Source organism: Acinetobacter sp. FDAARGOS_558 (assembly GCF_003937785.1).
Taxonomy (GTDB): Bacteria; Pseudomonadota; Gammaproteobacteria; order Pseudomonadales; family Moraxellaceae; genus Acinetobacter; species Acinetobacter baumannii.
On the sequence record NZ_RKJH01000001.1, the window covers coordinates 814185 to 836136 of the forward strand.

The following is a 21952-nucleotide window of genomic DNA, read 5'->3' on the forward strand; positions in this document are numbered from 1 at the left end:
TAAAAACCTGCATTTGCAGGCTTTTATTTTAAATTAATTAGAAGTTAATTTATTTCGGACGTTCGTTAAACTATGTTGAAACATTTGTAAACCTAATTCAGTAGAAATTTTGACAGGTTCACCATGGTGATATGTTTCAGTGTTAGCGTGATATGTGTTGCCATTTCCAACAAGATGATTTGTTTCAGCAATCTCTGTTTGCAACATTTGTATTTGATTATTAAGAGTTGTAGACATGATAGGCGCTTCCAAATTATGAACTTCTTCTCGTTTAATACTGCAATATTTTACTTCCCCTGCAGTATATTGATCGTATTTAATAGCTTCTAGGACAACAGCTATCGCATTAGGACAATCATGAATAATATGCTGAGTATGAAAACTCCCCGATCCAATTACAGTAGGAACATTAGTAATGTTTTCTATTGTAAACTCAGTGTCATTTACCATTTTAGAAACTTTAAGGCAAGAACCACTTAAATAGATTAGTGCAATAAAATCACTATTTGTTTTTTCAAGTATAGATCTCGGAAGCTCAAATTGTGTTTTATTTTGTAAGATAAAATCAATAAGGGCCTCGCTAAAATCTCTCATACAAAATAAACATCCAGCCATACCAAATACAATATCGCCCAAACGTTTCACTTTCCTAAAAGGAATATTTAGAGTAACTTCTGTACGATTTACTGTAAAGGCTATGTCGGAAGCCATGAAATGAGTATCATAAGCTGTTGTTGTCATTAACATAATCCTTAAAACGCGCGCGAATTATGCATTTATGAATAATATTTTTCAAGAACTATATGATCAATTACATTGGAAATATCAATAAAATTAAGAATTTTATATTTGTCAGTAAACTTAAAAAGCCAGCTAATAGCTGGCTTTTTATTAGGGGAGTCCTATTTAGACATCTTTATATTTTGATAAGCCCTTATCGATTCACAGGTTCGAAAGGAAAGCGTTTTAAAACCTTCCCAAGTTCAAGCACCTCATCTTTATGAAGAAAATCCCACAATTGATTAAAGCGTTCACGCAATTGCACAACATTAACTGGTGTGTGGTGTAGTGAATATTGCTGTACAGAAACTGCTCCGCTTTCTTGAATCGATATCCAAAAGTTTTTAGGTCCTTTTGGAGATTGATACTTTAGCTCCTCACCTAATTGCTGTGCAATGTCATAAGCAAGAGGGTTTTCTAATGCTGGATAACGAGCAGCGAGATTATCTACAAACTTTTCTAAACGTTTAAGTGTATCTGTTTCAGCTGGAACTAGCTCTTGTAACGGCAAGAGCTCAAGATACTGCTTCGCCTCATCAAAATGGATTGAAAGCAATTGGCTATATTTAGCAATTCCAAAGTGGCGATTATGACGAATCCACATTGAAGCTCTTAAGCTTCGATCCCTCCCTGCACGGCGATCAACTATCTCGTGCAGTGCATTTTGTTGTTCTGGAGAAATGGTTAAGCGTTGGTTTATTGCTTGCCCTTTAGTCCAGTATTCCCACAGCACATCGTCGCACTCTTGCTGGTACATGATCACAGTATCTCGAATTTCGGGATTAACCTTGTTTGGACTTATAGTCATTAACCATCCAAAAAGCTTACGAACAGGTAAACAAACCATATTGTACTGTTTACCATCTTTTCCAGTTGTCACTATTTCAGTGATAACTGAACTAAATCTTTGTTTTAACTTTTCATATTGTGATTGCCATGTGAGGCCCATTCCTTCAACAATTGGGCGCATGGCAGTAAATGGCTGATTGTTGAATTCAATAATTACTAAATCAGCACTATGAAAAGGTACATTAATTTGTGTTAAAGTACGCATGTTGTTGCTCCTATGCAATGACAGGCCTCGTTTTCTTTCCACGGACTGCGAGGCTTTTTTGTGGTTAAAAATTTACATATTGTTCTTCTGTTAGATTACTTAATAAATTAAAAAAAGTAGGTCGAGTTTCCTTAGTTAATTTCTGTCTAGGAAATTCACTTAATATTTTGACTGCTTCCACAGGATCTAACTGTGAAGTAAATGGAACTGATAATTGAATAAATGATGTTTTATCTGTTTCCAAAGCTGTATCCAGCACATCTTTTACTTCATTGTAGCGCGGCTTCCTTTGCGCGGTTAGGAAAAGTCCATCAAAAATAATATAAATCTCGTTTAATCCTGGTAATTGGACTTTCGCAATTGCTCCCATGAGGGGCAAATTAGTTTCAGGCCCGTCATCTCTACTAAACCCATCAGTAGGTGTACGATAAGTCGCAAATAAGATTACTTCTTGACAATTAGGTAGCTTCAAATAGTCGAGCAAATTAAGACAATTTCTCGTGGTATTACTTTCGTGATATCTGTGAGCAATTATTAAATCTTCATTATTGTAGAGCGAGGCAAGATAATTCGCATAGGGTAAATATCTTTGGCAAGATTTGGTTATGTAATCTGATCTAGAGGAGAAAAGATTTGAGTTATGTACTTTATCTTTTAGAAAGTCATCAATTTTTCGTGTTAAAGATATGGGAATTGTAACGTTAATCTTTTCAGTCTTTTCCGCATAGATTGATGTATCAATTGTTATGACATGAAAAAAAACATCTTTATCACGTTTTTTAAATGTTACTGAATTAATTTCAGTCGGCTCAGGAATATCAAGACCTTGGTCACTTAGAAAATCAAAATACTCAAGCGTCTTCTCATATACCTTCCTAATCACCTCGTCATAACTGGAACCAGTAGCATTAATATTCGGTTTATCAAAAAGTGCAGCCTCATAAATATCTTTTTTAAAGAAAGACTTAGATTCTGTAATCTTTACAGCAACTGTATAGTTTTTCACCAAGAACTCCTTTTGAATGATATTTCAGATTTTTAGACACCTTTTTTAATAATAGTTCTAAAAAAAATATTGTCAACAAATTTAAAATCAAATAGTTATTAATAAAAATTCAACTTATTGAAATTATTAATTTTAAATTTATAACCCCAAGATTCCAAAATTAAAGATTTATAGAGTTACAACTCTATACTGTGATTTTATTTGCTTCACTTACGTTACGTTAAGTTAAGTTAAGTTAAGTTAAGTTAAGTTAAGAATAGATCAAGTTATATGAAAAAAAATGCCGTGATAACTATCACGGCGGTTTTTCTTGATCATATTGGAAAAATCACAAACCCTTACATGGATTATTTAGAGGTGTCACAGTAGCAACACTACTTGCACTTCCACCCAATTGTTTATACTTGGCAAAGCTTTGATTTAGAGTTTTTTGCCCATACTCGATCCGTTGAGCAGCTGCATAACGCCTATCTAAACGAGTGACACCGCTAAAACTTTGTAACCTATCTTCTTCTTTTAAAACGTCTTGTGCAACTTTAATACTATTTCGTGCACTAACAACATTAGAGGATTCTATAAATAGCTTATAATTATTAGTACTTTTGCATAGATTAATTTTTTGTCTATTTTCCCGCTTCTTAGCATCAATTAAACGGGCTTGTTCCTCCCTCTCCGCATCGGCTCGATCTCTTGCTTGTTTTGCTAAACGGATTTCTTCTTCCCATTCCTCTTTTTCCCGTTCTTTAGCATTCTTTTTATTAATTGCTTCAATATATTCAGCCTCTCTTAACTCACTAACTTTATTTAAGTACTTGTCATAAGCCATCATAAATTTTTCACCACAACTATTGGCAATAAAACGATGGCGCATTTGAAAAGTTTTTACTAGATTGTTTTTGCTATTTTCATCTAATTCAGGATTATTGATTCTAGCAATGTCAACTAAATCATAATAAATGTCCACATTTACATCTGAAGAACTATATATTCCTTGCTTATATATCAAATTATTAAAAATTGAATCTGAATAGGCATCAGGATTTGGCGTTCCCTGTAAGGCTGCAATTTTATATTGTGTATCTAATATTACATTGCCAGTTGTCCTTTTATAGAACTTACAACTTTGCTTAGAATCTAAACCATATTTTTCTCGTAAAAGAACATAAAGTTCGTCCATGCCACCATAAGACACTTCAGGGTTTGTACTTAATAAATCACAACTAAAAATACAAAGTTCACTAACTACCTTTGTCGAATTAATATTTTCACTGTTGGTAGCAATTATTTGTTTATTCAGAATATCATTAACACTTGTAGCAGCTTGAACATAACTTGAAAAAGCTGCCGTAACTAAGAAAGATAATTTTAATAATTTTAAAGTCATATATATCCCAAAACTAAACGTCTAATTTCCCCATTCCAATGCCGCCAGTTAGAGCATGAGCAAGGAAACGATCACTAACATTCTGCCCGATGTTACCATTATTCTGATTTACAACAACAACTTCCTGTGGGTTAGGAGTATTTAAAGGTTGCTTAAACGGCGTGACATTAGTTAATAATCTATTTTGATTATTTAATGAAGGTTTTGCTTTTGTAGTAGCTTGGGGAACGATAGCTTTTTGGGTGCTTAAAACACTAGCAACTTTAGCTCTTGTATTTTCCACAATATGACTTGATTTCAAATCTGATACAGCTGGGGTATTTTCTTTAGGTAGATTAGTTTTCTGTTCCTGAACGGTTTTATCAATGTTAGCTCTGTATTTATATTCCTTTTCTAAATGCGGTCTATAATCAAATGACTGCCCATTGCGAAGCTTTGTTTGCCCATACGCCCATCTTACATATTTTGTGCCGAGAACTCGGGCAATATCTTCTTTTGATGCATTTGGGTTATTCTGCATATAAGCTTTAACCGAAGCATATTCAGGATTCGTTTCGATTTCATGCTTCATAAATGCACCTTGTGCATCTAAAGCTGCTTGGCTCCGTACCATATTACCGTTTGCATCAAGTAATCCCCTTTCCTTCATATATGCCGTAAGCCGGTCTTTACGGGCTCCTTGCCAAGAGATCATACCCATATTCGTACCACCAGCTTTATCCTGGTGTTTACCAAACAGATATTTATCTTGGTAGTCATTTTCCCTACCAACAGAAGCAGTTAAACCAGCAGCCCAATTATCATTAAAACCAGCTCTCTTCATTGCATTGTAAACTGCAAGTTGCTTTTCCTTAGTTTTTTCACCAATTGGAGAAACAGTTGAACCATAAGCAGGTACATTTTTATTTGCACCAAAACCCGGCTTATAAACTCCTTGCCCAATGCCCCATGTTGGAACACCATCATGAAATGGATTAAATCGGTTAAATTTATCTTTAATGAAATCTAAGGTATCACCAGCAGTATCTTTAACTCCGTCTACAACTTTTGAAGCAGTGTTTTTTGCCTGATCAAAAGCATTAGAAGCATAACTTACAAATCCTTTCCAAGCAGTATTAATAATACCTGGTACATCTGCAGCTATTAATGAATCTGTCCACTCTTTAAAATACGGCGCAACTGCGGTACCAAGTTTATTACCTATCCATGAACCAGCCATACCACCAATCAAAGTACCAGCTGGGCCTAATATTGATCCTACCGTGCCACCAATAACGCCCCCAGCAAGACTACCTACAGTACCGCCCTTTTCTTGTGTGCTTTGTTCATTCCAATCTAATAATGATGCACCAGCAGCCAATGCACCTATTACGGGTAGACCACGGCCAAACTTAAGAAATTTACCTAAGCCCTTTCCTAATTTCCCTACACCTTTCTTTCCTTTGCCTAGAGCACCACCTAGAAGCCCACCACCAGCAGATAACACGGAAGTAAGCAATTTCCCTAGAGAACCTAACAAACCACCCTTAGACGCCAAATTATCGGCAATACGCTGCAATAACTTTATTTGTTTGCGGTTATGGTTCTCTTGTTCACGAGGTAATGGCTCATTTCTCTTTTTACTACGCATCAATCCAGTTAATGGCCGCAAAGCTAATCCTGCTGCACGGCGTACAGGTGAAAGTAAATGACCAACTTCATTGATTGCGTCAACTGTAGGATCTACACCTTGTGTTGAGTTCGGCATTACTCCTTTAATCGCCGTAGATATCGTTTGGGCAACTTTACGAATCGATGATTGGTTTTGGGGTTCATTTGGATTAGATACAAAACGGCCCCTTTCATCACGCTCAGGAACAGTAGGATTTATAATTTTTGATAAGTCTTCATGACTATTAATTTCTATAGCGGGCTTTCGCCCATTAGATTTGTTGATTTGTTTTTTATCTACTGTTTTAAGGTCATTAATTGATTGGTCCAAAACATCAGCAAAGTCTTTGACCAGCTTGTCTGCTACAACAAAAGATTGAGTGATTGGATTAGCTTTGTCTTTTAATAAATCTTCAAAATCTAAAGCTTGTCTATTATTGACAGCATTAAGCATCTTTTGAAATTCAGTCAGTTTAGGCTGAGGCTGTGCAAATTGTGCTTTTTGCTCTTCAAAGCTTTGAGTAAGGATACCAATGATCTTTTCAATGTTTGAATCAATCGTACTAACTTTTTTTTCAACTCGTTTCATCCCGATGATGAAGCCCAGCTCATCGTAAGATAAAACTGGATTATGGTGATTTGAATCCGTCATAACAAAAAAATGCCCCATACTGATATAGGGCATTTTTGCAATTATAAAATTTTATACTATGGTCAAGTTCCATAACTTAAAACTTAATATCTACAGTATATGTTTCAGGACTATTTGAAAGGATCTGGAAGGAATATCCTCCTTCTACGAATTTAGCCTTTACCCTTTCTAATGTTGGTAATTCAACTTTACTACGCGATAAACTCCAAGTTGTTCGACGAATACCTTGTTTAGCATTGTCTTGAACAGCCTTTGATAAAATATCAATGATTTCTTGTTCAGAAGATTTTGCTTTGGTAGCGATTTCTGATGCTTCAGCTGCTGTAATGAATGTCATTTTATGACCTCCAAAAAAGTTTAGATACTTACTAATATAGTCATAAGTTTCTTAATTCTCTGGTAATTTTAATAAAAATTCGAAATAAGTGATTATAACTTAAGCAGAACTGCACATTAAATTAAGTCTGGCATTTTTCCAGCTCAATTTTCACTTTTTTCATCTTCAGGCTCTACTTCACCGGCTTCAATTAACGCTAACTTTCGCATAAACGCCTCTTCTTTTTTCTTTTTCATATTAGCTTTTGCAATTGCCATTCTTTCTTCAGCACCTGAAATAACTGAACTACGCCGTGCTTGAACTTCCGACTGGTCTTTAAGATCATCGACATCTAAGCCCCAGAACATTGCCTCAGTTCGAGCAATGTTAGAAATGCTGATACTTTGTTTAACGTTCAAATCAACCACTTGACTAATCAAGCCCATTTTAAACTTAACCAGCGCTAATTCATCTTCAGTAGGATTATTTAGATTAAGGACTTCATCTCTAATGTGAATAACACTATCGATAGTATCTGTAATTAACTCACCCAGCTTATGAGCTCTTATACGGTTATTTTTGACAACCAAAGCTGACTTTAGATAGTTCTCATTGACTGTAGAACGCCCGCCGTTGTTATGACCATTATTTTTAGAGTTTTGACTATTAAATTCAGCAATATTTGACGTTTTTTTGACAGAATTTTGACTATCACTTTTTTCCGATTTATCAGTAGTTTGTGTATTTTCTTGACCATTGTTTTTTTTGGTCAATTTTTTAATCTCTTTATTGAGCTCTTGGGCTGTCTTTTTGACTAGAGATTTAGCTTTCTTTTTCCATTTCTCTGCAAGTGCTTTACGGCGCACAACAGATGGCGAAGGCATCTCACAACCGAGTTCTTCGCCAACCTGATCAACTAAAGCTTGCCATGTAATCTTAGGTGAAGATTCATAGACTTCTTTTAGCCGGTTCCAAATTTCTTCCGAGTATTCAATCTTGCGAGCCATTAAAGTCTATCCCTTATTCAGCAAATAGACCTATTTGTTTCACTTCATCTAAAGCTTGCTGCTGTAAAGAAGCCTTGCTAAAACGTTTTTTATTTTGGATAAGATCAATTAAAGCTTTTTGCTGTAAATCATTCTCTTCACGCTGGAAAACATCATCAATAGCCATCTCTAAATTACGGATTTGTTTTGCACGATTCTGTTCACACTCACGAACAATACGCATAAGAGTGTGAAGTTCAGGTAAAACCTTTTCTTGAATAGACTGGTCTTGCGATAAACAAGCTTGAATTAGCCCCTTTGAAGCTTCAAGCAGCTCTACAGTTAAGGCTTTCGGGAAAGATGCAATATGCTGTGCTGCAGCCATACTTAATTGAAATGCCATGGCTTGAGTGTATTCACTCATCATTTCACCTAGACTGTTAAACAGAATACCAGCTACAGAAGCTGTTTTGTCTAGTTCTGGCTCAATAGTAAAACCAAGAACCCAGTCGGCTGAAACACCGTATTTTTGACATAGCACCGAAAGTAATTCTGCATCTGGCATTAACTTACCATTTTCGATTTCACTCATTCGGTTTTTATGTGGTGTACCGAATATCTCTAATGCTACGTCTTCTTGACGTAATTGAGACATATCACGCGCCATTGCAAGTTTTCTTCCAATAAGTACTCGACGTTGCAAATCGCTCTTTTTCGCCATTTAAATGCTTCTCCCAGCTAACCAATCAAAATCTACAGTTTTTGACAACCAATCAGTTTCTTCAGTAAAAACACAGGAAAGCCAGACACAACCCTCTTCACATGGTTCTGCCAGCTTGATTTGTTCACTTATGAAAATATTGTCGTCTTTGAATAACAAGCCATCACCTTTGACACTATCAATTAGTAGTTTTGGATAGTTATCAATATCAAATCGTGGATAAGTCTTTGCACTGTAAGACCGAGTTTTAAGTGGTGGCTGAACAATTAATCGTATTTCACAAAGTTGATCGATAGCTTTTAACTTAAGTGCCCTAAACATAGGTCCATATTGCTTTTGAACCTTGTCTTTATATTTTTTAGCACCTACTGAAAGACTGTTTCTTTGCTTTCCGTTCTGATCAATTGTAGCCCGCCATATCTCGTTAGCGCTTAATCCATAAGGCAATTTGATTGTGATGTATTGCTTACCAGAAATGATAACACCGCCTGTGCTTCCCCTATATATAGTATTTTCACCGTTTTCACCCTCATTTTCTTTTTCTACACGGCATGGGAAAAACACATGTTTACATGAGCTAGTTTTTTGCTTTTTAACTTTGTCATTATCTGATGAAACACTGAAATCCTTAAAGAGTTCCTGTCTTTTATTAGAGAAAAATTCACTCCACTGACGGCGACGACTATTAATATTGGGCATTATTTTGCCCCAACTGCATCAGCAAATAAAATTTCATAATTAAAGCCCTGCAATCTTAGAAGAACTTTAATTATGATTTTAAGAATAAAAACTAATTTAGACTGGTTCCATTAATTATTTAGTAGAAAAGTAGTAGATGCGCTAAAGAAGTGGGTATGACATTGATATACAACCTGAGTGTTGTAACCCCTTAAAGCTTCTACACTATTCTTACTTACTAGCAACTCAATTCTTGGTGGAAGAAGGCTCATTACATCAATCGTTAAGTTTCGATTATCAATTACAGGAGCCATTTCTGGGCAGAATAATTTAATATTCTCCAAAGTATTCTCAAAAATCATAAAACTTAGAAATGTATTTTTATTGAGATTAAATGCAAAGCAAAAAAAATTATTTGGCAATGCTGGACCATAATCAACAAAACTACGATCAGAGAGTAAGCAAATTTCTTGATCATATGTATGAATACCAACATAAATTCTTTTTTTATCAATGTCTAAAATTGCATCAATAATTTCCTCTCCTAAATATCCTGTAGGCATTTTTACGGAAAAAAAATTAAATATGATCTTTAACCATTGTATATATTTATCTTCGGTTATGTTCAACTGAGCTAATACATCAGGGCTAACATGTATATTTTCCTTTTTTATTTTTCGAAATTCTCTTAATGCATGTGTATCTGTAGGACTAACCTTTGACAATGAACCAAATGTATTAAGGCACTTTTCAATGCTGAATGGGTTTCTTATAAAATTCATCATCTTACAAAAAATTAAATCTTTAATTTCGTCAATTGTTATTGCCTCATTGTTATCAATTTTATTTAAAATATTATTTGTAAAAACTTCAATGTTAACTTCATACTTTCCAAAATAAGCTTCGAAATTATTTCTAGTTCTATCGGAAAAAACATCAAAAGTATATAAATCATTAAAGCTTAAGTTATTTTCAATTTTAACGCCCAAAGGATTTACTAGATTAAAGGTGAGTTCTTCCCTATCATCAATTTTAAACTTATAAATCCTTCTTCTGTCTCTTGGTAAAGAAGGATTTATACAATTTAATTTTTGCTCTACTTGAGATATAAAGTGTTGATTTCTAGTTTCATTATTGAACATATGATTACCCCAAAAAACTTTTAATTATAAGTGAACAATGTTAACAGAAAAAAAGTCCGCACCTTGGGGAAAGTACGGACTATAAAACCAATAAAGGTATTAAACGATAAACAGTTCACATAATATAAAATATATATCGAATTTATTCAATATACTTTTTAGTGTTTTGTTCTCATCATTTTTTCAACAATTTGCGAAGCTTCATGAAAATCTATATCAAAACAAATCCAAAACCTTAATCTCTTATCTCCAAGAATAAAACTTTGAATGAAATACTCTGACTTTTTCTCAGGATCAATATCGGTAGCTTTAAATGAATAAACATCCTTCTCAACAACTTGTCCGTTGAGATCACCACCAATACATATTTTCATTATTTTACTCTTTCAATTAATTTTTGATCTTACCATTGATTTTATTGTCACTACTATTAGTAAATTTTTTTACTTCGTCCATTCCAACAATTTTAATTTCTTTAGGATTATTCTGGTTGAGAAGTATCAATTTATCATTAGCCTTATCTAAAAACCTCCAATCTTCATTTGCTGAACTATCTTTAATTGAAACTCTTGGCAAATCTGCTCGGTGTATATTTTTTTGTATATCAGATATACCTTGAAGAAAAGGAATTACTATAATTAAGAACACGATTGCGATATATTTCACAAAAGGTTTAGAGTTATATAATGTAAAAGTAAAAAATATTCCTAAAAATAGAGCAACTGCAAAGAAGAAACTATAAGCGTAGCCTACAGTTATCATTTCGTATATGTAATATAGACATATAGCAATTAAACCTAAGCCAAATTTTAAAATATTTCTTTCACCGCTCCCCTCAACAAAAACCTTGTCATGAAAGATAAGAATTAAAAAATATAAAATTACTAGTTTTAATGCTGAATATGCCAAATCAAAAACATTGAAAAACTGAATTATCCACAAACTATCAAGTAATCTTGTGAAGTAATATCCTAATTTATAAGAAATACCTATCAATATAACTGTACTCGTTAAAGTAGCAATTTTTTCTGTTAAAGCAGCCTGTTTGAATTGATCAAGTATCAACATATAAATGTAAACCTAATTTACTTCTCTTATATAGTATACCTATAAAAGAATAAGCTCTTCATAAGAAAAGCTTATTAATAGTTTAAGTGATAAGATTTACGTCACTTAAGTTCTCCATGAGCTTCTAAATCCTTATCACTCATGAACATTCAAAAATTTTCCCATGTACACATTAGTTTTGATTCAGTTTTACATCTTGTCGATAGACAATCAAAATATCTACCTTTATCGAATCTGCCAATTACAAAATCAATATCTTTATCCACACTATCAATCTAGCCCTCACTAAAAACATGTGTTCCATCAGTTTCCATATTATTAGAAGATTTGAAATCAACATAAACTCGATCACCGATTTTATTTTTCATTGGCAAAACTCCACTTTCATTCCGTCAAACTCTTGATCAATTACCGACATTCCACGTGTAATAGCTGCTTGAGAAGGTAATTTTTTAAAATCAATTTCATTAACCTCATGACAGCTTTTACACATAAACTTGTTTTTCTTTTCAAGCTTTGACTTAATTACTCTTACCTCAGCTAACATTCTGTTATTACGCTCTGTAACTTGGTTAAGTTGTCTTAGGTATTTAGCTATCCAAAGAACAGGGTTTAATTTAGTGTTGCAGTCAATGCAACGTACTTCACTCTCTACTTCAGAAACTTGAATATTTTTATGATCACACTCAATTAATTCACGTTTTCGAGTGAACTTAATAATTTGCTGCTCTTCATCAATTTGTATTAACTGCTTTTCTTGAAAACGATTCATGCCGTAGCTCCCTTTTCATGACTTGATCGTTTTTGATATTTACCCCTTGATAAATTCGGACGATAGGCATTGTCATAACAACCTTTACAAGCTGAATCTGGTCGAAGTACGACGGATCCATCTTTAAGCTTAGCTTTAACCATGAACCAAAATTCAGAATCAATGGGCCAATATTCTTGACAATGTTTGCAAAGCTTCTCTTTCCCTAGTTCTGTGAAGATATATCTAGGTTTTGCAGATTGTGCTTGTAGTTCTTTAGGAGCAATAGCCTCCGAACTTTTGAAAGTACTTATCTCCCTAGAGTAGCTTTGCAACATCGCAAAAATACTGCGTTGTTGGCGCTGGCGTTGTCTTAGTCTTTTCATCATGCTGCATCCCCAAAACCAAGCGATTTACCGTTCCCTATAATTTGATCAGCAATCCAAAGCTGGCGTAATTTTTCCTCAGCTACACCACTGTTTACCCATGCAGCAACACTCAAAAATTCTTTATACGCTGACACACTTTTGAATTTTGAGGAGGTACTTATTTCTACCTCTATCAAATCGATCCCAAAACCATCAGGTATATTTTTATTTTGGTCTAATGCCATTAATATCTCAGCATTTAATCCTTTCCAGCCTTTTCTACGTAATCCACTACCTATATCTACGTAACAGTCTGCTTTTCCTTCTGAAAACTCAAAATAATTCATTTTTGGCGCTGTAAATGGCTGATTTATTATTAGTTGCCCTTCATATTGATCGGTTCTATCGGACATTGTGATAGTGAGTTCAACATTCCATTTTTCACACTCTTCTACATGTTCGAGAACTTGAACAATTGCTAAATCTTGGTAACCGTAAGCTGCAATACTGAAGTGATATGGTATTGTTAAACGATTAGGGAAACGCTCAAGCAATGCTGCCTCTTCAATTTTCTTTGCTTCGATATAGTCCCGTACATCTTTTGAAACGAACCTCATGCTGAACTCATATTCTTGAGCAGCTTCTCTGCGCATTTCTGCCTTTCTCTGATTAGCTTGAACTTGCGCTGGTGTTAGCTTATTTGGATTGTATTTTTTTGAGCGTTTTTTGCTGATTGATTTAGATTTCATTTGTACATCCCCCTTTAGCTTTTAACTTTTCAGCAACTAAACGATCAGCAACACGCTTAACTCGATTCCAAACAAAGTTGTGATCAATTTCAGAACGCCCTTGATAAATACGTTCAAGTTGAAATGCCGTAACTGAATAATCCACTTCTAAGGCCAGTAAATCCCAATCTTCATTAAAAGCTGTAGCGTAGGGGGTCAATTGGCTTTTCTGTGCCAAAATACGCAATTGGCGAGCATCTGGACCACGTTTTACAACTGGTTTTGGCTTAGATTTGATTAAACCAGTGGAAAGCGCCCATTCAACACAAGTTTCGCAACGACAACATAAACGCTTATACATAGGTCCGGTGCCGTGAGGCATATTGAGATCACGCCCTATAGACTCAACGTGTCGGATTTTATTACCAGGATGTTTCAGCCACTTCTTTACTGCTTTTTCTAATGCTTTTCGCTCCTCAGATTTAGCTGCTACGTTTGAGTAAGCAACTAATGCGTATTCAGATTTTTTCATATCAACAAATGCGTTCACTGTGCTTTACCTCCACCTATACGAGCATCATCCCAATCACATTCCATAATATCTAAGCCATCATGTTGAAATCTTGACCAAAGCCGGTCTCCAAGATCTTCGCGGACCTCAGAAAGACTTAGGTTTGAAATCACAACTGTTGGCTTCAACTCGTCATAACGAGTGAGTAGAACCTTATGAACACTCTCAAGAAGCTGCGGACGTTTTTCAGCACGGTCATGTAAACCGTATTCATCAATAATTAATAAATCTTTTTTTACATAGCGTTTTAGCGCTTCATCTTCACTATCACCGCTACGGCGATAGGCACCCGCGATATCTTCAGCTAGATCTGCAGACGTAATGTATATAGCCTCCCAGTTTTTAATGATGATATTTTTCAGAATTGATGAACCTAGATGTGTTTTACCCGTACCAGTACGGCCGACAAGAAGTAAATTTCGAAAAACACCTGAATTGAAATCCATAGTAAATTTTTCACAAGTTTTACGAGCTTTGTCTTGTCCTTTGTGAGTTACTGCATAGTTGCTAAAGCCGCTATTTACATGTCTTTTAGGGATACCAGCTCGAGCCATTTTCAAATTTAAAATACGAATATTCTTATCGCTTTCATATTTTTCATTTGACTGCTTCATGATTTTTTCAACACATGACTGACAAACGATTCGACCATGTACATTGATCATGTGTTCTTTGTGGATCTTACAGATCTGGTTTGTATGGGAAATTTTATATTCCAATTTTTGAGGCACTGCGTTCATATCAACTCACCCTTCACAGCTGTGTGAGCAACCGGTTCATATTTCTTTGGCGCGCCCCATTGATCATTTACATTGCGTGGTAACGATTGATGGTTTGACTGTTGACCGGTAGTCATTTCGGGTTTTTCGTTTAGGTACCAAGATGCTTTGAAGGCACCCCAAGGATTTTGTCTTTTCAAGCAATATTCGACGGCTTGCTGAAGTGTAATTCCTGCTTTTTGGGCTTCATTCAAAAGTGCGTCAAAAGCGTTTTCGGTGTTTTGAGCTTTCTTGGCTTTACGAACTTGTAAGAACTCAGCAGCGTCTTTCTCAGGTACACCATTTTTTTTCAAAGCACTCTTGAAACTAAATTTTGTTTGAGTCGATGAATCAACTTCGCCAACGGCGGAGTTGTTATTACCTTCTGGATTCTGATTAAAGGTTTCAGGATTCAGTGAATCAGGATTCAGATTAAAGGATTCAGGATTCAGGGCGTTTTGGTCTGAGATAGAAACAGTTTTAGAACCGTTATCTAACTGTTCTTGTGTGCTTCCACTACTGTTTGCTTGATTCGATTCATTATCTTGATAACTGTTTTCAACAGCAGAACCAGTATTTTGAGTGGCAAATGGACCTGTTTTATCGTAAAAATGCTTTAAATCAGCTTTATTTAGCTGAATTGCCTTTCCAACAATTGTTTTGTTTTTTGGATTACGTTGATAGACAGTGTAGATGCCATTTCTGTCAGGTAGCTCACTATCTTTCTCAAGACCATGTGGGTTTTGATGTTTAACAAAGTTAACGATATGGATAACATCAATACCATCAGCGTTATATAACTCGATAAAACCGAACTTAGAAATGTTCTCTAACTGTTCTGCAACGTTTATATCGTCTGCAGGAAATAAAGACATTTTGATTTTCTTAGGTCGATTTTCGAGTCGGCCTTCGCGATCTGCTAAAGTCCAAAGCCCTATAAATAGCAATCGTGCTTCATAAGGTAATTCAATAATGTCTTCATTCATAAAGAATGAGGGCTTAATATTTCTAGATCTTGCCATTTCTTAAGCTGCCTCATATAGGTGTTCATGTGCAAAATTTGCACGTACTAAAGCTTCAGAGAATTGAGGAGGCACAGAATTACCTACCATTCTTCCCTGTTCTGTCTTAGTTAATTTGATAGTGTTTCCATGTTCATCGATCCCATGATCAATGATGTAAGTAGGTTCAAAACCTTGTGCAGTGAATAGTTCTCTTGGCTGAAGCATACGGAAGCCAATATCAACAATTTGGTGCAGCTCACCTTTAACCATTACAAGGCCAAAGCGATCACGTGTTGGTATCGTACGAAGTGGCTCATGAATGCTGTTTCCGTCTTTCTCACTACCGTAGAAGGCAGTTAAAAATGCTTGTACTAATGCAAAATGACCCGCACTTGTAGTAATGGTGTGTAATGGTTCATCTACTGGTTGACCAATGTTGTTATTCCGCAGTTTCACCAGGTTGCTGACGACTAAACTGTTATGATCTTTTGCAGTAATAGTATGAAGTGGTTCGCGAATATCACTACCAACTACACCCGTATAATGCTTAGCAATGAACGCAGTAACTAACGCATGATGCCCACCTTTCACCCCTGCGCAAATTGTGCGTAAAGGTTCATCAATAGGCATACATCTTGGGCTAGAAGCATTTGCACACTCAGTAAGTACTGGGGCAACGCTTTTAACCTTATCCATTGGAACAATAAATGGTTCTGGATTATTGATTACATAACGGACTAAACCATTTGCTATACGGCGACAAGTTGCCTCAACTAAAGGTTTCTTACGAGTAAAAATACTTGGGCAAGGAATTGACCAATCTATGCATTCTGCAGTGATTCGCCATGGTTTTAATTTCCCAGTTTTAACTGCTTTGCTATCTGGTGCAGCATGCGTAGGCTTGGGCCAAACTATAGGGAAGTTGTCACGGCGAGCAACTAGAAAAAACCGTCTTCTTAGAGTTGGAGATCCGTAATCCCGAGCACTCATTACTCGCCATTCAACTTTATAACCTTGATGACGTAATGCATTAACAAAGCACCTGAACGTTTCACCTTTGTGCTTTTTACTCGGGAATCCATCTTTTCCTAATCTGCCCCAAGTTTTGAACTCTTCAACGTTCTCGAGCATGATTATACGTGGTCGTGTAAGGTCAGCCCATCTAAGAGCAATCCAAGCTAAACCACGTATTTTCTTTTCAACCGGTTTGCCACCTTTTGCTTTAGAAAAGTGTTTGCAATCTGGACTAAGCCAAACCAGTCCTACAGGCTGATTGTTAGTAACTTTTACAGGGTCAACATCCCAAACATCCTCACAAAAATGACGAGTATTTGGATGATTAGCACGATGCATTGCAATTGCTTTAGGATCGTGGTTAATAGCAATATCAACGGGACGGCCAAAGGCTTTTTCTAAGCCAGTAGATGTTCCACCACCACCTGCAAAATTATCAACAATCAATTCATGAGGTAATAAGTTAAGATTGAGGCACATATTCATAATGCACCACCATTAACTTTTTTAAGCGTTAGTAAAACAGTGAATAATTGACCTGCAGAATATTTAAATGTCTTAACTTCAGTGCACTCAACTAAAAAGCGATGTTCACCAAAATTAACCCTACTTCCTGGTCTATCAAGTGTATAACGGCTCCAACCTTCAGGAATCGGATCACAGGAAAAATGGCCGTAGAATTTTTCAGGTCCACATTTAATGCTACAAAGGGGTTCAGCTACCCAAAAAACTTGATTGAGAAATTTTTTTCTCGCACGAAATTGATTGTTTTCCCCTTCCTTAATTCGCATATTTACCGCTATTTCGCATAATTCCCTATCGCGGATATTTTTAGCTTGGTTGCGGTCAACGATGAGTTTATTTTTCATATCGCTCACCCATCCAATCCAATTAAATTCTTAAATTCAGAAATCACATCTACCAGCATTTTTTCGAGGTATACGTAATCAGGATTTAATTTGGATGGCCCACTTTCCCAAAGCCAGTCTTCACCAAACAGTTCACACATGATTGATCGGTCTTTAAAAGTGAGCTGGTCAAAGAAATTTGAAAAACATTCGAATTCAATTTCTTTAAGGTGTTCATAAAAATTTCTAAGATCTTTTTTGGAAATTGCGCCACTTGATCGACCATCTTTTAATTCAGATAGCTTATTGATAGCTATGTATTCAATTACTTCATTACCATCCTCAACATCTACCCACTTTTCAATTTTAGGAAAAAGTTTATTAAGTAAATAAGGAGCATGGCATTGGGCAATGAACTCTTTAAAAGTTGGTTGACCAACATGAGAAAAGAAAGCGGAACCGGTAAAACTACTTAAAACGACTGTTAGACGTCCACCGCCAGCACTATATAAATTATTTGGATCAACATAAGCTAAAGCCCAGTCTGACTTATATTCACCTATTTTTTTGAAGACGAACTTTTCCATTAAAAGTTCCCCAATGAAATTGTCTTCTCTATATACAATCTGGCTCATGAGGCGCCACCTTGGTTAACTTTATAAGACTTGCCATAGAGGACCAACTCAATAGTGCTAGTACTTACAGCAAATTCTTTTGCCAAATCTTTAACTTTTGAGCCTGATGCACGTTTTTTCCTAACGCTCTCTACTTGCCCTTGATTAAGTTTTGCATTTATATGTGATGCCCCCTGCTTATATCCACCATGCTGAACCCTATCATTTGCATTATCTTGTTTTGTGCCATAAGCTAGATTTTCGTAACGATTATCGGATGGAATCCCATTTAGATGGCGTACTTCTTGATTTTCTGGAACAGGCCCAATAAATGCATCTGCAACAAGTTGATGAACACCAATTGGTCTTGATTTGCCATTACCGATATATACAGAAACGGTGCGATATCCTTTTGAAGTGGTAAATTGCGATAGTTCTTTTGAGTATGAAAAATCAACTCTATTTAGCCCTTTGGCTAACCTACCCTTGCGACGGTGTGTAAAAACTTTCCCATCTGCAGTGACTGAGTAACTGTTAAACGATGGACATCTTTTCATTGATCAATCCTCCGAAAAGAAATACACCAAACCCAAGGGTTTTCATTCCAAGATTCTTTACCTTTTATTGCTTCCCAATGTTTTTGAAAGTTAAGAACTGGGTTATGAGAATTATTGCTTTGCATAGTTGAATCAGTTTTAGGTTTATCAAAACCTTCAGCCTTAGCATCTACATCACTAATTTCATGTAAACGCTCAACACGGATATCAACTATTTCAAGCAAAACACGTGATGCTTTACGAGGCATACGAGAAGATGGCTTCCATCTAACTGGATAACCCTTTCCCTTACAGTCGTAATAAGCAATTTCATTTGGGTTATCTGCTTTGTAGACAAATGACTCATGAGGAGTTCCACCTAAACTTCTAATTTTGGTGCCATACGTCTCTTGAACAAAAAGCTGGTCGCCAATTGCTCCAAAAGGACAAATTTTCTGAAAATAAGAAGATATTTGTGATTTAGAATCTTCTAAACCAAAGAACTCTCCAAGATGTTCAGCTATATCAATTTTTTTTTGAACTTTACTCTTAATAATTCGGCGTGTTTGCGTCTTAGATCCATTTAAAATGGCCCTAACCATTTCTGAATTAAATAAAATTGGACGTACCGTCATGCTGCACCTTCCTGAGCTGGTTTATACAAGCTCACTTGTTCAGCATAATTCCAAGCACGTTCACAGATATTATTAAAAGAAGAGCGTCTTTCATCTAACCACTGCTTACGCCATTCTTTTTGTTCAGCTGGATCTTTAATTAAGTTGTAAGCTTTGAAAAAAGCTGTTCGGTCAAGGTAGTAACCTAATAAAACGCTATTAAAGCTATCTGCTAAATCTTGTTTTTCTTCATCTCGAACTTGAATAAGTGTTTCTTCAAAATTTGTTCCAAATTTAGAGATAAACCATTCTTCATGTCCACCGAAAAGAAAGAACGGAACATCTAAATCATGTTTTATCCCCTTCGCGGAGTATTGACCATTTCCAAGTACACAAGTAACTAAAGCAGCAATTTTTAAATTTGGTGCTTCAAATGTACATTTATCACTAAGGTTTATTAATTCAAAAATCACTGTTCAGTCCCTACCTCAAATCGTAAATCTAAGAAAGCTTGGTTCACTGGACCTACATAACGTGACCAGCCAAAGTTTTCTTGCCAAAACCACCAATTGTTCTGCTCGTCACGCTTCCACGGCGTTCCCTCAGAATCAGTGTGATTGGTTCCTAACGGCCAAACCTTTTTTTCTGAAGTCATGAAATCTCCTTTTGTGCATTGAATGCACGATCTAGAAATTTCTCTTCATCGGTTTGAGTGTTTACGATTTGATGCGGGGCATCTTGATTAATAAGACAAGTTGAGCACTGTTCTTCTTTAAAATCAGTGCATTTGCCTGAGCAGTGATGATTTGCTAAATTACTCACGTTCATTCTTCCAAGGGTTTGAACAGCCATAGACCATTTCCTGTTGGCGCAGGGAGTGGTTTTTTATTTCCAGCTAAGTAGATCAAGCTGGACTGATTTATCACTAGCATTTGTATGCCGCGATTTTTCGGCCCGTAAAGGCACTAATTCGAAGGTATCTCTGGTATACCCGTTATCTTTTGACCCACAAAAAACATTTCTGAGAAACTGGTATTCGGATTCAGCTTCTGAGACTTTTCTAGTGCAAATGTTTTTAATTACCTCGAGAGAGCTTTTACCTGCCATCTCACCTTCTACTTCTGAAATCTTTTTCTTACACATAGAACGGATGAGATTAGATAAGGAATTCTTGCCTTCTAGTTTGGCAATCCATTCCATCTTTGCTTTTTCTTCTAAAGTTAATTTCGATGATGCATTTGCAAGAAGTTTTTCAGCCATGGTTATGCCTCATACATTCCTAAAATTGGTTTTTATGCAGATCGATTTAATTGTTTTGTCTTGGATTCCTCATATTCTCTTTTCTGTTCAGAGGCAACTAACGCGTCTAAAGCAACACCTTTGTTATAAGCAACTTCTTTTTGTTCGCCACTTGCAATTTTTGAAACAGAACTTTGAGAAATCCCAGTTCTTTCTGAGATTTGCTGTTGAGTCAAACCTCGACTATTTGAAAGGTAAATAACCTTATCTTGAATATTCATGCACATATAAATGCCTCCGTGTTAAGGCATATTTTTATTCACTAATGAATAGTTGTCAATACATTAATGAATTGTTTCACAAAAAATATTCATTTTTGAATAAAATTAGCTATCCATCTTGGAGTTGGAAAAATGCACCTTCAAAAAAACGTTAAGTACCTGTTAAAAAAATACAGCACTACTACTACAGGTCTTAGTAAAAAGTCTGGAGTACCACAACCTACACTTTTTCGTTGGGAGAATGGGCAATATAAAGAACCAAAGATATCTACCGTTGAAAAATTAGCCTCTTGGGCAGGCTATGATGCCAATACACTGCTCAATAATGACTTAGAAGCCATTGATAATATTAATAATGATTTAGATGAATTGGTGTTAGATAACAATGTAAATCTATCAAATAAAATCAAATTAGATGGAGAGCAAATTCCAGTTATTTCTTGGGTTGCAGCAGGTTCATTTACAGATGTTCAAACAGTATTGAAGGACACTGAAGTACTTGAATGGCTTCCACCAATGAAGAAAGCTGGAAAAAATGGTTATGGACTTATTGTAACTGGTACATCAATGTTACCTAAATTTGAACCAGGTGATCGAATATATGTAAATCCAGACTACCCAGTTTTTGATTTAAAAACCAATGATTTAGTTATTGTTTCTTGTGCTGGTGATACACAAGCTACATTTAAGAGATTAATAATTGAAGATGGAGAAGAAAAATATTTAGAGCCACTAAATACTAAATGGCCTGAACAAATTATTAAGCTAACAGAAGAATGTAAGTTGGTTGGTAAAGTCGTTGGTATGCATAGAGAGTTTTAAGGATAAATAAGATGTTGAAAGTAACTGAATTTCAAGGAATTAATACTGTTTTAACAACTTTTGCAGAAGAAGTTATAAAAACTCAACCTGAATTAGCTGCTAATATTCTTTTAAATATTAAAAATATTTCTAATGAACACCATCCGTTAGTTGAACAATCTTTCATCTTAGATAATTTTGAAAACCATGATTTAGCATCTTTAAATATAAAAGAAGCTTTAAATAGTTTTAATCATGAGTTAGCAAGATTAATGATTTTGACTAAAAATAATTTGATCAAAAACTAAAAATGATTGGATTCCGTTCAATTGAATGTTAACCCTTGTAAATACATGTAAATATATACGAAATACTCAGTTTAATACTG

30 protein-coding genes are annotated in these 21952 nt (G+C 35.5%); 2 read left to right on the top strand and 28 right to left on the bottom strand.

The features are described from left to right. Positions 1 to 33: 33 nt before the first annotated feature. From EGT34_RS03945 to EGT34_RS04080, 28 genes are all read right to left on the bottom strand, one after another. On the bottom strand, positions 34 to 741 hold the full coding sequence (locus EGT34_RS03945) for a hypothetical protein (RefSeq protein WP_000213842.1): 708 nt from the start codon (positions 739 to 741) through the stop codon (positions 34 to 36). Between the two features lie 193 nt (positions 742 to 934). Further along, positions 935 to 1834: a phage antirepressor N-terminal domain-containing protein gene (locus EGT34_RS03950; RefSeq protein ID WP_001259764.1), complete on the bottom strand. Its 900-nt coding sequence runs from the start codon at positions 1832 to 1834 to the stop codon at positions 935 to 937. 64 nt (positions 1835 to 1898) lie between these two features. Beyond that, the gene (locus EGT34_RS03955; RefSeq protein WP_000801068.1) at positions 1899 to 2840 is read right to left on the bottom strand and encodes a type II toxin-antitoxin system HicB family antitoxin; all 942 of its coding nucleotides are present in this window, start codon (positions 2838 to 2840) and stop codon (positions 1899 to 1901) included. Between the two features lie 328 nt (positions 2841 to 3168). Next, the gene (locus EGT34_RS03960) at positions 3169 to 4224 is read right to left on the bottom strand and encodes a hypothetical protein (protein WP_000172885.1); all 1056 of its coding nucleotides are present in this window, start codon (positions 4222 to 4224) and stop codon (positions 3169 to 3171) included. Positions 4225 to 4237: 13 nt separating this feature from the next. Then, positions 4238 to 6526 (bottom strand): phage tail tip lysozyme, encoded by a 2289-nt coding sequence (locus EGT34_RS03965; protein ID WP_002080089.1) that lies wholly within the window; start codon positions 6524 to 6526, stop codon positions 4238 to 4240. 76 nt (positions 6527 to 6602) lie between these two features. Next, positions 6603 to 6863: a hypothetical protein gene (locus tag EGT34_RS03970; RefSeq protein ID WP_000142838.1), complete on the bottom strand. Its 261-nt coding sequence runs from the start codon at positions 6861 to 6863 to the stop codon at positions 6603 to 6605. 143 nt (positions 6864 to 7006) lie between these two features. Further along, positions 7007 to 7849 (bottom strand): hypothetical protein, encoded by an 843-nt coding sequence (locus EGT34_RS03975; protein ID WP_000101398.1) that lies wholly within the window; start codon positions 7847 to 7849, stop codon positions 7007 to 7009. A gap of 13 nt (positions 7850 to 7862) precedes the next feature. Then, positions 7863 to 8549 carry a helix-turn-helix domain-containing protein gene (locus EGT34_RS03980; RefSeq protein WP_001085646.1) on the bottom strand — a complete coding sequence of 229 codons (687 nt, stop codon included), beginning with the start codon at positions 8547 to 8549 and terminating at the stop codon, positions 7863 to 7865. Beyond that, positions 8550 to 9248: a RusA family crossover junction endodeoxyribonuclease gene (locus EGT34_RS03985; RefSeq protein WP_001132936.1), complete on the bottom strand. Its 699-nt coding sequence runs from the start codon at positions 9246 to 9248 to the stop codon at positions 8550 to 8552. A gap of 110 nt (positions 9249 to 9358) precedes the next feature. Then, positions 9359 to 10369 carry a hypothetical protein gene (locus EGT34_RS03990; protein WP_000482849.1) on the bottom strand — a complete coding sequence of 337 codons (1011 nt, stop codon included), beginning with the start codon at positions 10367 to 10369 and terminating at the stop codon, positions 9359 to 9361. 158 nt (positions 10370 to 10527) lie between these two features. After that, positions 10528 to 10743 carry a hypothetical protein gene (locus EGT34_RS03995; RefSeq protein ID WP_000686562.1) on the bottom strand — a complete coding sequence of 72 codons (216 nt, stop codon included), beginning with the start codon at positions 10741 to 10743 and terminating at the stop codon, positions 10528 to 10530. 16 nt (positions 10744 to 10759) lie between these two features. Next, entirely contained in the window at positions 10760 to 11437 is a 678-nt protein-coding gene (locus tag EGT34_RS04000; RefSeq protein ID WP_000905985.1) for a hypothetical protein, read from the bottom strand. 364 nt (positions 11438 to 11801) lie between these two features. Beyond that, positions 11802 to 12209 carry a hypothetical protein gene (locus tag EGT34_RS04005; protein ID WP_001079043.1) on the bottom strand — a complete coding sequence of 136 codons (408 nt, stop codon included), beginning with the start codon at positions 12207 to 12209 and terminating at the stop codon, positions 11802 to 11804. Beyond that, the gene (locus tag EGT34_RS04010) at positions 12206 to 12577 is read right to left on the bottom strand and encodes a hypothetical protein (protein ID WP_000977812.1); all 372 of its coding nucleotides are present in this window, start codon (positions 12575 to 12577) and stop codon (positions 12206 to 12208) included. The genes EGT34_RS04005 and EGT34_RS04010 overlap by 4 nt, the downstream gene beginning before the upstream one ends. Beyond that, entirely contained in the window at positions 12574 to 13305 is a 732-nt protein-coding gene (locus EGT34_RS04015) for a hypothetical protein (protein ID WP_000837750.1), read from the bottom strand. Before EGT34_RS04015 ends, EGT34_RS04010 begins: the two co-directional genes overlap by 4 nt. Next, positions 13295 to 13834: a hypothetical protein gene (locus EGT34_RS04020; protein WP_000991087.1), complete on the bottom strand. Its 540-nt coding sequence runs from the start codon at positions 13832 to 13834 to the stop codon at positions 13295 to 13297. The genes EGT34_RS04015 and EGT34_RS04020 overlap by 11 nt, the downstream gene beginning before the upstream one ends. Beyond that, complete coding sequence (locus EGT34_RS04025; RefSeq protein WP_000994860.1) at positions 13831 to 14595, bottom strand: ATP-binding protein; 765 nt, start codon at positions 14593 to 14595, stop codon at positions 13831 to 13833. Before EGT34_RS04025 ends, EGT34_RS04020 begins: the two co-directional genes overlap by 4 nt. Then, the gene (locus EGT34_RS04030; protein ID WP_000124478.1) at positions 14592 to 15635 is read right to left on the bottom strand and encodes a hypothetical protein; all 1044 of its coding nucleotides are present in this window, start codon (positions 15633 to 15635) and stop codon (positions 14592 to 14594) included. Before EGT34_RS04030 ends, EGT34_RS04025 begins: the two co-directional genes overlap by 4 nt. A 3-nt stretch (positions 15636 to 15638) precedes the next feature. Beyond that, positions 15639 to 17117 carry a DNA cytosine methyltransferase gene (locus tag EGT34_RS04035; RefSeq protein WP_001055561.1) on the bottom strand — a complete coding sequence of 493 codons (1479 nt, stop codon included), beginning with the start codon at positions 17115 to 17117 and terminating at the stop codon, positions 15639 to 15641. After that, complete coding sequence (locus EGT34_RS04040) at positions 17114 to 17500, bottom strand: hypothetical protein (protein ID WP_004708298.1); 387 nt, start codon at positions 17498 to 17500, stop codon at positions 17114 to 17116. The genes EGT34_RS04035 and EGT34_RS04040 overlap by 4 nt, the downstream gene beginning before the upstream one ends. Before the next feature lie 5 nt (positions 17501 to 17505). Continuing rightward, entirely contained in the window at positions 17506 to 18114 is a 609-nt protein-coding gene (locus tag EGT34_RS04045; RefSeq protein ID WP_000078469.1) for a hypothetical protein, read from the bottom strand. Then, positions 18111 to 18650, bottom strand: a complete 540-nt coding sequence (locus tag EGT34_RS04050) for an HNH endonuclease (protein WP_000817335.1) — start codon at positions 18648 to 18650, stop codon at positions 18111 to 18113. Before EGT34_RS04050 ends, EGT34_RS04045 begins: the two co-directional genes overlap by 4 nt. Beyond that, positions 18647 to 19264: a hypothetical protein gene (locus EGT34_RS04055; protein WP_000218435.1), complete on the bottom strand. Its 618-nt coding sequence runs from the start codon at positions 19262 to 19264 to the stop codon at positions 18647 to 18649. The genes EGT34_RS04050 and EGT34_RS04055 overlap by 4 nt, the downstream gene beginning before the upstream one ends. Next, entirely contained in the window at positions 19261 to 19716 is a 456-nt protein-coding gene (locus tag EGT34_RS04060) for a hypothetical protein (protein ID WP_000575719.1), read from the bottom strand. Before EGT34_RS04060 ends, EGT34_RS04055 begins: the two co-directional genes overlap by 4 nt. Next, positions 19713 to 19898 carry a hypothetical protein gene (locus EGT34_RS04065; RefSeq protein WP_000200037.1) on the bottom strand — a complete coding sequence of 62 codons (186 nt, stop codon included), beginning with the start codon at positions 19896 to 19898 and terminating at the stop codon, positions 19713 to 19715. Before EGT34_RS04065 ends, EGT34_RS04060 begins: the two co-directional genes overlap by 4 nt. Further along, the gene (locus tag EGT34_RS04070) at positions 19895 to 20095 is read right to left on the bottom strand and encodes a hypothetical protein (RefSeq protein WP_000290737.1); all 201 of its coding nucleotides are present in this window, start codon (positions 20093 to 20095) and stop codon (positions 19895 to 19897) included. The genes EGT34_RS04065 and EGT34_RS04070 overlap by 4 nt, the downstream gene beginning before the upstream one ends. 33 nt (positions 20096 to 20128) lie before the next feature. Beyond that, entirely contained in the window at positions 20129 to 20503 is a 375-nt protein-coding gene (locus tag EGT34_RS04075) for a hypothetical protein (RefSeq protein ID WP_000818521.1), read from the bottom strand. Positions 20504 to 20535: 32 nt separating this feature from the next. Then, entirely contained in the window at positions 20536 to 20769 is a 234-nt protein-coding gene (locus tag EGT34_RS04080) for a helix-turn-helix domain-containing protein (protein WP_000335919.1), read from the bottom strand. 126 nt (positions 20770 to 20895) lie between these two features. On the opposite strand from EGT34_RS04080, the gene EGT34_RS04085 reads away from it, so the two are divergent. Beyond that, complete coding sequence (locus EGT34_RS04085) at positions 20896 to 21585, top strand: S24 family peptidase (RefSeq protein ID WP_000550612.1); 690 nt, start codon at positions 20896 to 20898, stop codon at positions 21583 to 21585. Between the two features lie 11 nt (positions 21586 to 21596). Further along, complete coding sequence (locus EGT34_RS04090) at positions 21597 to 21872, top strand: hypothetical protein (protein WP_000922095.1); 276 nt, start codon at positions 21597 to 21599, stop codon at positions 21870 to 21872. Positions 21873 to 21952 lie beyond the last annotated feature (80 nt).

Excerpts from the sequence above, each read along its gene's own strand:
- EGT34_RS04015 (WP_000837750.1), bottom strand. The coding sequence starts at position 13,305 with ATGAAATCTAAATCAATCAGCAAAAAACGCTCAAAAAAATACAATCCA.
- EGT34_RS04005 (WP_001079043.1), bottom strand. The coding sequence starts at position 12,209 with ATGAATCGTTTTCAAGAAAAGCAGTTAATACAAATTGATGAAGAGCAG.
- EGT34_RS04075 (WP_000818521.1), bottom strand. The coding sequence starts at position 20,503 with ATGGCTGAAAAACTTCTTGCAAATGCATCATCGAAATTAACTTTAGAA.
- EGT34_RS04025 (WP_000994860.1), bottom strand. The coding sequence starts at position 14,595 with ATGAACGCAGTGCCTCAAAAATTGGAATATAAAATTTCCCATACAAAC.
- EGT34_RS03965 (WP_002080089.1), bottom strand. The coding sequence starts at position 6,526 with ATGACGGATTCAAATCACCATAATCCAGTTTTATCTTACGATGAGCTG.
- EGT34_RS04090 (WP_000922095.1), top strand. The coding sequence starts at position 21,597 with ATGTTGAAAGTAACTGAATTTCAAGGAATTAATACTGTTTTAACAACT.
- EGT34_RS04065 (WP_000200037.1), bottom strand. The coding sequence starts at position 19,898 with ATGACTTCAGAAAAAAAGGTTTGGCCGTTAGGAACCAATCACACTGAT.
- EGT34_RS04010 (WP_000977812.1), bottom strand. The coding sequence starts at position 12,577 with ATGATGAAAAGACTAAGACAACGCCAGCGCCAACAACGCAGTATTTTT.
- EGT34_RS03995 (WP_000686562.1), bottom strand. The coding sequence starts at position 10,743 with ATGAAAATATGTATTGGTGGTGATCTCAACGGACAAGTTGTTGAGAAG.
- EGT34_RS04030 (WP_000124478.1), bottom strand. The coding sequence starts at position 15,635 with ATGGCAAGATCTAGAAATATTAAGCCCTCATTCTTTATGAATGAAGAC.
- EGT34_RS04000 (WP_000905985.1), bottom strand. The coding sequence starts at position 11,437 with ATGTTGATACTTGATCAATTCAAACAGGCTGCTTTAACAGAAAAAATT.
- EGT34_RS04040 (WP_004708298.1), bottom strand. The coding sequence starts at position 17,500 with ATGAAAAATAAACTCATCGTTGACCGCAACCAAGCTAAAAATATCCGC.
- EGT34_RS03985 (WP_001132936.1), bottom strand. The coding sequence starts at position 9,248 with ATGCCCAATATTAATAGTCGTCGCCGTCAGTGGAGTGAATTTTTCTCT.
- EGT34_RS03990 (WP_000482849.1), bottom strand. The coding sequence starts at position 10,369 with ATGTTCAATAATGAAACTAGAAATCAACACTTTATATCTCAAGTAGAG.
- EGT34_RS03975 (WP_000101398.1), bottom strand. The coding sequence starts at position 7,849 with ATGGCTCGCAAGATTGAATACTCGGAAGAAATTTGGAACCGGCTAAAA.
- EGT34_RS04045 (WP_000078469.1), bottom strand. The coding sequence starts at position 18,114 with ATGAGCCAGATTGTATATAGAGAAGACAATTTCATTGGGGAACTTTTA.
- EGT34_RS04085 (WP_000550612.1), top strand. The coding sequence starts at position 20,896 with ATGCACCTTCAAAAAAACGTTAAGTACCTGTTAAAAAAATACAGCACT.
- EGT34_RS03945 (WP_000213842.1), bottom strand. The coding sequence starts at position 741 with ATGACAACAACAGCTTATGATACTCATTTCATGGCTTCCGACATAGCC.
- EGT34_RS04080 (WP_000335919.1), bottom strand. The coding sequence starts at position 20,769 with ATGTGCATGAATATTCAAGATAAGGTTATTTACCTTTCAAATAGTCGA.
- EGT34_RS03970 (WP_000142838.1), bottom strand. The coding sequence starts at position 6,863 with ATGACATTCATTACAGCAGCTGAAGCATCAGAAATCGCTACCAAAGCA.
- EGT34_RS03960 (WP_000172885.1), bottom strand. The coding sequence starts at position 4,224 with ATGACTTTAAAATTATTAAAATTATCTTTCTTAGTTACGGCAGCTTTT.
- EGT34_RS04035 (WP_001055561.1), bottom strand. The coding sequence starts at position 17,117 with ATGAATATGTGCCTCAATCTTAACTTATTACCTCATGAATTGATTGTT.
- EGT34_RS04050 (WP_000817335.1), bottom strand. The coding sequence starts at position 18,650 with ATGAAAAGATGTCCATCGTTTAACAGTTACTCAGTCACTGCAGATGGG.
- EGT34_RS04055 (WP_000218435.1), bottom strand. The coding sequence starts at position 19,264 with ATGACGGTACGTCCAATTTTATTTAATTCAGAAATGGTTAGGGCCATT.
- EGT34_RS03950 (WP_001259764.1), bottom strand. The coding sequence starts at position 1,834 with ATGCGTACTTTAACACAAATTAATGTACCTTTTCATAGTGCTGATTTA.
- EGT34_RS04070 (WP_000290737.1), bottom strand. The coding sequence starts at position 20,095 with ATGGCTGTTCAAACCCTTGGAAGAATGAACGTGAGTAATTTAGCAAAT.
- EGT34_RS03980 (WP_001085646.1), bottom strand. The coding sequence starts at position 8,549 with ATGGCGAAAAAGAGCGATTTGCAACGTCGAGTACTTATTGGAAGAAAA.